Raw genomic sequence first — 9,999 nt, 5'->3', positions numbered from 1 at the left:
GCTGCCTGAACGGGTCAGATGCCGCCCTCGATACGAAGGCCATCCGTCAAAAGCGCGGGCGTCACCGTGCGGAGAAAATCGCGCTTACACTTGAGTTAATCGTGGGGCCTAATCGAAAGGTCGCGATATGGAACCGACCAGCAGAATATCGGACCACATCGATCATCAGACTGCCCGGTCGATCTGTGACGAGGTGGGTGACAGATTGCAGCAGAACTTATCTCTCGGAGCCTCGCCTCTGCCGCCGTACCTCGAACGTCTAGTCGATGAATTGCGCAAACAGGAACGTCATCCAATTGATGGCGTCGCAGCGCCCGCTAACCGTTTCCTTCATGCGACGCGACGGGTAGTCGCCGCCATCTGAGTGCGTAAAGAAGAAGCCGTCGCCGCGCTCAACCCGGCGGCGGCTTTTCCGCTAATCTTGTCGCTGAGGCATTCCAGGCTTTGGCCGCACCGGACGCTATCAGGACGCGCTTGTTCAGTGAACGGCCAAGCCGCGCTGCTTCCCCTGTTGGCCCTAAGCTGACGTTTTTGGGACCGTTGGCGTGAGGTCGGCTTATGACCCAACTCGGACATTTGCGCGAGACGGGGGTGGCGGCGAATAAATGCGACGCGCGTACGTTCGAGTAACCCACCTCAGCGCATGGTCGGAGCATGCTCCCGCTTGGCTAACGCCAGAGCACGGTGAACCAAGATTGGAGCGCTGCCAAAGGGCGACAGCGGAATTAAATGTCGGCCCCCTTGTTGGGCGCACCACGCTCTTCTGCGCCCTGTAATTCCTTCTGCGCTTGGTCCCAGAACTCGTCTTGGCGTCCTTCGGGTTTGCCCGCCTGCTCCCACAGCTCAAACGCGCGTTTCCGTATCTGCTCCTCGGTTGGGTGGGCCATCACGAAACCTCCCAGAGCGCAGGTCCTGCTTTGGACAGGAGGCACAAACGGCAGCACCGCCGGGCCAATTTTATCCCAAAGAGCCAATTCGAGCTTCGGAGAGTCGTTCCTTGTTTTCAGGTATGCCGCCGCCCGATTTTCCTCGTCTCGCCACGTGCCTTATCGGCCGGATCATCCGCCAAGGCCCATAGCAGCCGTATCCCGGCCGATGGCCCGAAGTCGGCTTCTGACCCCGGCAGACGTTTGCTGGGCTAACTTTTGTTCTGGCGTCGCTCTGGTTCCGGGTGCACACTGGTTCCCTCACCGCTCGGCACCGTGCTTTGATCGGTGATGAGAACGCCGGTTGCGCTCCCGCCCAATTCACGCAGGGAAAGGAGAGTGCCATGGGACGACGCCCACGATCCCACATTGACGACAATCTGAACGTGGAAAGAACCCGCATCATAGCGGAATTGGAAAATACGCCGCCAGGACCGCGGCGTGATCTCCTAGAACGCAAACTGCGGCAGCACGAAACCGCTTCTCATATAGACGGGTGGCTAACGTCGCCGGGCCTACAACCCCCGGAGGAATAAGGCCGTCTCAGGCCAACCGAGGAATCGATCAATGAATTCGACTCATCGAACGATTTGAAAACGCGAGTGTATGCATGAACGGAACACGCAGTAACTCAAAATACGGGCTTCAAGCATTGGACGGGCAGCAGAAACAAGGGCACCGCGCATATATTATGGGCCTCGACGGACATATCGAGCTTCGCATCGATCTATTGTGCGAGGACGAAATCGAAGCCAAGAAGCGCGCCAGATCCTTAGCTGACGGGTGCGACGTAGAACTATGGTGTCAAGATCGAAAGATTGCGGAATTCAAGAGTGAGTAAGGCCGCCTCAGTTGGCGGCCGCTTTCGTGCTCACCATCCTGCTACGTCACCTTCTGGCCCATCGCTTGCGTGAACGCGGTGCAGCCGGCCTGTCCTCACGCCCAGCTCTATTCTTCAGCCGACGATGTCACGGTCGATCGCAAAATCATCAAGTAGGAGTGAAGTGCCTCCCGAAAGCAGGGTGGCGATCAGCTCTGCCGCGAGAAAGCTGAATGTGATGCCATTCCCGCCGTAGCCGAAAGCAGCAAAGACATTCTTGCAACCAGGGACTCTCCCAATCAGGGGTAGCCCGTCACTGGTGGTATCGAAGGCGCCCGACCAGTTGAAGGCCACATCGCCGGATGCCTGCGGCCAAAGCGCTTTCAGATATGCCCTGAGCGCCTTCACCTTGTCCGGCGTCGCTGCATCGCGGGCGTGTGGCTGAATGAGCGTGTCATCATCCTCACCACCCACGATGATCCGGCCGTCCGTTGTCGTACGCGCATAATGATAGTTCTGAGACGCCTCCCAGATCAGTGCTTGCTCAGGCCAGAGATTGTGTGGCTGCGGGACCGTTGCGATCGCCCAACTGGACGCTGGTTTTTGGGCTCTGGGTCGCACAATGTCCGGCATCACATAACCGGTCGCAAGCACCACGTTGCGCGCCTCAACCGACAGTCCGGCCTCAAGACCGACAGTTACGCCTGATGCGCTGCCGTCAAACGCAATCGCATCGGCTTTGAGCAGACGAGCGCCGCGCTTGACAGAAATGCCGAGCAGGCCGCGCGTCAGTCGCACGGGATCGGCGTCGGCCGCATCGCTTGACAGGATCGCGGCAGCCCGGCCGACCGTGAAACGCTGCAGCAATCCGGCATAGTCGAGCAAGTGTGACGGCAAATCGGCGCGGGACCTGACTGCATACTCGTCGTTGATGAGTTTTGGACTATCGCCCACGGCAAGATAGAGCGAAAGACGCGGCCGCATCTCGCAGGGAATTCCATGATGCGCGACGAGCGACATCAATGCCCGCGTTGCACCGTGGCTCGCGCGATAGCAGCGAATTGCCTTTTCAAAACCGTAGAGCTGCGTGAGTTCGAGAAGCGGACGGTCGATTTCCCACAGCAGCATCGCCGTGCTTGCAACCGTGCTACCGAGGCTCGGCAGCTCACGATCGATCACCACCACTTGCCGGCCCTGCCGGGTCAGGCGTTCAGCGACCAGAGCGGCGGTGATGCCGGCGCCAACGATCAGCACATCGCAGCGGAAACTCTCGGTCACAGGCTTGATGTTCGGGGGTGGTAGATTGGCCCACGGCGAATATGGGCTTCGCAGGTCGTCCTGTTCGATGTTGTCATCTCTAAAGATAGGACGCTCCCACAAACGCTCGGGCACCTTAAGGGCAACTCATCAAAGGTTGTGGCGTTCCCTACGTGACGGCGCAGCTGAGGGATTGTGGACCTCAAATGGGATCCGGCGCCCTCGTTTAGCAACGATACTCCGCTCCGCTGGTTGAAACTGCAAAGTCGCGGAGCCCTTCATGGCACATCGAGACAAGACTTCCGTATCCCGCCGGCAAATCGTCCGCGCGGCGAGCGCGACGCTCGCCGCGGCTTCGCTGGCATCTTCAACAGCGAAAGGAAACACTGATATGGCCGAGCAGGACCTGGTCGATCCCGTCACCCGCTATCCGAAGCCACCATTCAAGAAGCAGTCACAGCCCTGGCCCGGCCTCGCCGGCAAGATGGAGCCGCGTCCCGATCACGGCGAGACCAGCTACAAGGGCTCCGGGCGGCTCGCCGGCCGCAAGGCGCTGATCACAGGCGGCGATTCCGGCATGGGCCGCGCGGCCGCGATCGCATATGCACGCGAAGGCGCCGATGTCGCCATCAACTATCTGCCCGCGGAAGAGCCCGACGCACAGGAGGTCATCGCCCTGATCAAGAAGGAAGGCCGTACCGGCCTTGCGCTTCCCGGCGACCTCAAGGAGGAAGCCTTCTGCAAGAAGCTGGTCGAGCAGGCTATGCAGGGCCTCGGCGGTCTCGACATCATCGTCAACAACGCCGCTCGTCAACAGACGCGCACCTCCATCCTCGACGTCTCGTCGGAGGATTTCGACGCGACCATGAAAACCAACATCTACGCACCGTTCTGGATCATCAAGGCAGCACTGCCGCATCTGAAGCCCGGCTCTTGCATCATCGGCACGACGTCCGAGCAGGCTTACGATCCCTCACCCGATCTCTACGATTACGCACAGACCAAGGCGGCGACCATGAACTACGTGAAGTCGCTGGCGAAGCAGCTCGCCTCGAAGGGCATTCGGGTCAACGGCGTTGCGCCGGGGCCGATCTGGACGCCGCTCCAGGTTTCGGGCGGCGCTACGATGGAGAAGCTCGAGAAGTTCGGCGGCATGACGCCGCTCGGCCGCCCAGGCCAGCCCGCTGAGCTCGCCTCGATCTATGTGCAGCTCGCCGCAGCGGATGCGAGTTATGCGACCGGCCAGGTTTATGGCTCGGCAGGCGGATCAGGACAGCCGTAATCGCTGAAGGCAGACGATTGAGCTCAGGAACCATCATCGGTCCTGAGTTTTACAAAACTGTCATGGAGAACATGTCGCCAGCTTTGGACCCCTGCCTGGACCGATGGCGCTCGTAACAGTCAAACCTACACGGATCGATGTCGCGATCGCCGATGAGATCGCGGCTCACACCGACTACGAGGTCGAGGACGCTTCCAAGGCCCTCACTTGGGGCGCGGACGAGCATGTGCTGCTCGCACTGGCGGCGGCAGGCTGGCTTTATGTCCAGCTCCGCAAGCCGCAGCAGGCCCCACTCGCAAATCACATTCTGACGGCCTCACTGGTGACGGCCGTACTACCGCATATCCTCAAATCCGCGTTCGACCAGACCAGACCTGATCGGCTGACAATCGTCGGCCACCGGCATGGCGTTCCCGTCTCCGGGCGGGCACGCGATGCCTTTCCATCCGGTCATGCCGTCCACATGGGTGCACTGGCGTCCGCAGCGGGTCTGCTGCCGCCAGCGCGGCGTCGCGCCGTGCGTGCTATCGCGGTCGCACTTTCGCTGACGCGGATCTCGCTGCTTGCGCATTGGGCAAGCGACGTCGTTGCCGGTTTTGCGCTTGGCGCCGCGGTCGAACGACTCTTGCGGCCTTGGACATTGGCGGGACGTCGCCGCGACCCGCGACGCCCTAGAATTGAAAGGGCGTGATCGATACTGAGAGCTTGCCGTCTGTCGCCTTCTGGACGGAAAACTCGATCTCTTTCGAGGCCTTCACATCACCCACCGTGACTGAAATCGCGCCGCTGCATTGCAAGGTGTGCTTCTGATTGCTCCTGGAGGTCGTCACGATCTTCTCGCCGAAAAGGTAGAGCGGCTTGTTGTTCTCCAGGCTGACCTTGGCCGTGGAATTCCTGGCGGCGAATTCGACCAGCGGATTGCGATGATCGTCCGAAACGATATCGAGGATGGCCTTTCGAGTTTCCGGAGAATCGCATTCAGGCTTTCCGCGACGATTTGCAATCATCTCAACGTTGGCAACGTCCTATTAAAGTTCCGTAAAGCGGAACTAGACAGGCAATCGCCCCTGATCTTCGGACCAATCAATAATCTCGAAGAACATGCCCCGACGAAGCATTTCGGTCTCTAGATTGGCGGCATGCTCCCGCCAATTAGACGTTTCGCGAACTTGGAAGCGCGGTTTCTCTCCGGCAGCCTTCTGAGCATCGTCCGACGCGAGAGCGCCGCGAACACTTTCATACATCATCGTGATGCTGTCGTTTGTGAAAGCTCGATAGTCCATCGGTCCAACAAAAGTGCCGTCGCCGGGTTGGGTTCAGCGACGGCTCCAGTGGGAGTTCGTTGATATCGACTATGCGCTAGTCGGGATAATGATGGGCTTTGGGAGTTAACGGGCCGTTTCCTGCCCAATATCGGAGAGCGGGCCCCGGCGTACGCTCGCTGCCTCGCCCTGTGCTAAAGCCTAAGCTCCGCGCCAGGCGCCACACGCCTTCGCGAAAGCCACCAACGAACTGATCAGATACGTCTGGTGGCAGAATTGGCTGAGATCATCGAATGAGCCGCTCACCATGGTGGCAAGTTCAAGCGCCGGAGCATGCTCTGTTCACCAGCGACCCAACTCCAAACGTCGTTGCCGGTCTGCCGCTCCGTCCATCGTCTAGGACTATCTCGCGACCACCGGCACCGGCGAGGTCAAAGACCGCACGGGGGCCCTGCATGTCCTCGCCAATCTAGGAAGCTTGGGGCTGAGAAAGATCGGCGTGGCGCGCTCCAGACAAGCAGAACCTCAGTGTTTCGCTATTGCACTTTGTGCCGATACATTGAGGGGCTCGCGGCCATAAGTTACAGCCGTTGGAGGAGACAGCACCCGGAGGTGGTCACGTTTCGCGGACCTTGCGCATCTTCAGCAGTCGTGGGGCACGCGGGTGCCGGGTATGGCCTGTCATCTTTCCGCTTGATGCCACGAAAACCGAGTTTTGCGCGCCGAAGATCGGCGCCAGTGACGGCCGCATCGGGCTGCCCGTCCAACAGGCCCGAAGGAACCTGAATCCAGACAATCGGTTATCTCTCAGTTTTAGCATCACCGGTAGGATTGTATGCTTCGCCGGTAGGTTTCTTTTTTCGGGTATCGCTCGGTACTCTGAAACGGGGCGCGGCTGGTCATGGTGGATTATCGCAAAATCTTCGAAAGCTCTCCCGCGCTATTCCTTGTCCTCGGCGCCGACGAGACTTTCCCCATCCTGGACGCCAGCGATGCCTACCTTCGGGCCACTCACACGGAACGCGATGCGATCATAGGTCGCCCTCTGTTCGAAGTCTTCCCGGACAACCCCGAAGATCCGTCTGCGACCGGAATCACGAACCTCCGCGCGTCCCTCAAAAGAGTCCTTGCCGGGGGTCGACCAGATACGATGGCCGTACAGAGGTACGACGTCCGCGGACCGGGCGGCGACTTTGAGCAACGGCACTGGTCGCCCCTGAACTCTCCGGTGATCGGACCGGACGGGCGGGCTCAATACATCATGCACCGGGTCGAAGACGTCACCGACATCACCCGGGGCGACCGCGTGGCCGCGCTTGCAGACGAGACCATGCGGCTCGAAGTCATGCCGCGGGCGCAAGAGCTGCAGGAGGCCAACCGTCAACTGCGGGAGGTTACCGAGCAGTTCCAGGCAGTCTACGACCAGGGCCTGTTCGCCGCGCGCCTCCGCCTGGACGGGACGGTCCTCGACATCAATCGGTCGGCCCTCGAGGTTTGCGGCTTCCAGCGTGCGGACGTCCTCGACCGCCCGTTCTGGGAGTGCGGTTGGTGGAATCGGTCGCAGGAGGTGATGGCGTGGGTCCGTCACGCCGTCGAGCAGGCTACAGCCGGCGAGCCGTTCCGCGGCGAGTCGCTGTATTTTTGGGGTGACGGTTCGGAGCACATCGTTGACTTCGCCTGCATGCCGGTGCGGGACGCGTCCGGCCGCGTGGTCGTCGTCGTGCCGACGGGCATGGACGTCACGGAACGGGTCAGGGCCGAACAGAACCAGCGGGAGTTGGAGGCCGAACGCCGGCGAGCCGAGGCGCTCGCCGAGATCGACCGCGGCAAGACGCGGTTCTTCTCCAACATCAGCCATGAATTCCGCACGCCGTTGACCTTGATGCTTGGGTCGCTCGAAGAGATGAATCGCGAGTCTGGTGGAGCGACGATTCCGGCCGCGTACTTCGATCAGATGGACCTGGTCCACCGCAACGGCTTGCGCCTGCTCAAACTTGTCAACACGTTGCTCGACTTCTCGCGGATTGAGGCGGAGCGCGTGCAGGCCGTCTATGAGGCGACCGATCTCGCCGAGATGACGGCGCATCTTGCCAGCGAATTCCGCTCGGCGATCGAGAAGGCTGGTCTGACACTGGTCGTCGATTGCCCGCCGCTTTCGGACACCGCCTTCGTCGACCGGGAAATGTGGGAGAAGATCGTCCTCAATCTCCTGTCCAATGCCTTCAAGTTCACATTCGAAGGTACGATCGAGGTGTCCCTGCGACAGGCAGACGAGCAGTTCGAGCTCGTCGTCGCCGATACCGGCACCGGCATTTCGACCGCTGAGCTGCCTCGGCTGTTCGAGCGCTTCCACCGCGTGGAGGGTGCGAGGGGCAGGACCTACGAAGGTTCGGGCATCGGGCTTGCGCTTGTGCAGGAGCTTGCGAGGCTACACGGCGGCGAGGTCACCGCCGAAAGCGAACTTGGCAAAGGCTCGACATTCCGGGTGACGAGATCGGCGGCGTCCGCACGCAAGCCTCGACGGGCCTGAGCGCGAGGCCGTTCGTTGAAGAGGCGCTGCGCTGGCTTCCCGATACCTCGGCCGTGCCTGACGAGATCATCGAGGTCGCGTTGCCCGTGGAACAGGCTGCTGCGCCTCAAGCGCAACGGCCGCTCGTTTTGCTGGCGGACGACAACGCCGACATGCGCGAATATCTGACGCGCATTCTCGGCGAGCATTACCGCGTCCACGCGGTGCCGGACGGTGAGGCGGCCTTGGAAGCAATCTCCCGAAAACTGCCCGATCTCCTGCTCAGTGACGTGATGATGCCGCGGATTGGCGGGATGGAATTGCTGATGCGGCTACGCGCAGACCCCCGCACCAGGTCACTGCCAGTGATCCTGCTTTCAGCGCGTGCGGGCGAGCAGACCAAGGTCGAGGCCCTCGGTGCCGGCGCGGACGACTATATTGTGAAGCCGTTCACTGCGCGAGAACTGCTGGCGCGCGTAGACGCGCATCTGAAGATCGCAAGCGTGCGTGGCGAGGTGATGGAAAGCCTTCGTCAAAGCGAAGAACGGTACCGCGCCTTCGTCACCGCGACCTCGGACATTGTCTATCGCATGAGTCCAGACTGGAGCGAGATGCGCAACCTCCAGGGCAAGGACTCCGTCCGCGATACGGAGAGCCCGAGCAAGACCTGGCTCGAAACGTACATTCATCCGGACGATCAGCCGCAGGTCTTGTCGGCCATCGACGAGGCGATCCGGACCAAGACACCGTTCGAGTTCGAGCATCAGGTCAAGCAGATCGACGGTACGTTGGGCTGGGTGCACTCGCGAGCCGTTCCGGTGTTCGACGAGGACGGCGAGATCGTCGAATGGTTCGGATCCGCGCGCGACGTCAGCGAGCGAAGGCGGCACGACGAGACGCAGCGCCTTCTGGTCAGCGAACTCAGCCACCGCGTGAAGAACATGCTCGCGGTCGTCCAGGCGATCGCCCAGCAGACGCTCCGGCGCGCGAAGGACCCGGCCGAGTTCGCGGTGAGTTTCGGCGGCCGCATTCAATCGCTTTCGAGTATGCACGGGCTCCTCAGTCAGTCCGGCTGGCAGCACGCGGATCTCCTCGACATTCTGCGCGATCAGCTTGCTGCGCACGATGCTTCTCGTGTGGTAGCTTCTGGTCCCCCGGTACGGCTTGGGCCGCAGGTCGCGTTGCACGTGGCACTGATGCTGCACGAACTCGGCACCAACTCGGTCAAGTACGGCGCCCTGTCGAAGCCCGAGGGTACTGTGTACGTGGGCTGGGCGGTGAACGACGACAAGCTGCGGCTGGAATGGCGCGAGCGAGGCGGGCCGCCGGTCAAATCGCCCCTCAAACGCGGCTTCGGAACCAACCTCATCGAACAGACCGCGAAGAGCGAGGGTGGAAGCTCTCACGTGTCCGCGGAGGCGGAGGGCTTACGCTGGGAGATCACGCTGCCTCTCAGCGCGGAAAAATCGATTGCGCCGGAAGAGCGCGGCCGGTCCACATCGTCAAGTAGTCCACGCAGCATGCGTCAGGCCGCACCAGCCGAACCGCTCAAAGGCAAGCGATTCCTGATCGTCGAGGACGAGCCCCTGATTGCGCTCGACATCGTCGCTGGTCTGGAAGGCGCCGGTGTGAACGTCGAGGGTCCCATCGGTTCGGTGAAGGACGCGCTTCGGGCGGTCGAGGAAGGTTCGTTCGACGGAGTGCTGCTTGATGCCAATTTGCGGGGAGAACCCGTAGACGAGATTGCTGCGGCGCTCACTCGGCGGAATGTCCCATTCGTGTTCGTGACGGGTTATGGGCGTCAGGCGTTGCCGGAAAGCTTCGCTCGGTCGATGGTGCTGACGAAGCCCTTTACGCAGGAACAGTTGCTTCAGACGGCCTCGCAACTCGTGGGGTCGGAACGCTCGGGCCTATACTTGCTCAAGGACCGCGGCTGACGCAGC

Annotated in this window: 7 protein-coding genes; 4 read left to right on the top strand and 3 right to left on the bottom strand. The window is 61.3% G+C overall.

The window, feature by feature from the left end:
- Positions 1-725 precede the first annotated feature (725 nt).
- On the bottom strand, positions 726-887 hold the full coding sequence (locus ABIB95_RS21890) for a DUF2934 domain-containing protein (RefSeq protein ID WP_354242035.1): 162 nt from the start codon (positions 885-887) through the stop codon (positions 726-728).
- Between the two features lie 994 nt (positions 888-1,881).
- Positions 1,882-3,000, bottom strand: coding sequence for an NAD(P)/FAD-dependent oxidoreductase (locus ABIB95_RS21885; RefSeq protein ID WP_354242066.1), 1,119 nt, complete (start codon positions 2,998-3,000; stop codon positions 1,882-1,884).
- A gap of 394 nt (positions 3,001-3,394) precedes the next feature.
- On the opposite strand from ABIB95_RS21885, the gene ABIB95_RS21880 reads away from it, so the two are divergent.
- Both ABIB95_RS21880 and ABIB95_RS21875 read left to right on the top strand, forming a co-directional pair.
- The gene (locus ABIB95_RS21880; RefSeq protein ID WP_187387967.1) at positions 3,395-4,285 is read left to right on the top strand and encodes an SDR family oxidoreductase; all 891 of its coding nucleotides are present in this window, start codon (positions 3,395-3,397) and stop codon (positions 4,283-4,285) included.
- A 103-nt stretch (positions 4,286-4,388) separates the two neighbouring features.
- Positions 4,389-4,976 carry a phosphatase PAP2 family protein gene (locus tag ABIB95_RS21875; protein ID WP_049826486.1) on the top strand — a complete coding sequence of 196 codons (588 nt, stop codon included), beginning with the start codon at positions 4,389-4,391 and terminating at the stop codon, positions 4,974-4,976.
- On the opposite strand, the gene ABIB95_RS21870 is transcribed toward ABIB95_RS21875, so the two are convergent.
- Entirely contained in the window at positions 4,957-5,292 is a 336-nt protein-coding gene (locus ABIB95_RS21870) for a hypothetical protein (protein WP_354242030.1), read from the bottom strand. The genes ABIB95_RS21875 and ABIB95_RS21870 overlap by 20 nt on opposite strands.
- Before the next feature lie 1,156 nt (positions 5,293-6,448).
- Between ABIB95_RS21870 and ABIB95_RS21865 the strand changes: the two genes are divergently transcribed.
- Entirely contained in the window at positions 6,449-8,077 is a 1,629-nt protein-coding gene (locus tag ABIB95_RS21865) for a PAS domain-containing sensor histidine kinase (RefSeq protein ID WP_354242027.1), read from the top strand.
- A 53-nt stretch (positions 8,078-8,130) separates the two neighbouring features.
- On the top strand, positions 8,131-9,993 hold the full coding sequence (locus ABIB95_RS21860) for a response regulator (protein ID WP_354242024.1): 1,863 nt from the start codon (positions 8,131-8,133) through the stop codon (positions 9,991-9,993).
- Positions 9,994-9,999: the final 6 nt, after the last annotated feature.

It is taken from the genome of Bradyrhizobium sp. LA2.1 (genome assembly GCF_040547725.1).
In the GTDB taxonomy this organism is placed as follows: domain Bacteria; phylum Pseudomonadota; class Alphaproteobacteria; order Rhizobiales; family Xanthobacteraceae; genus Bradyrhizobium; species Bradyrhizobium barranii.
The sequence above is the reverse complement of the archived record's forward strand: the minus strand, read 5'-3'. Positions and strand labels throughout refer to the sequence as shown.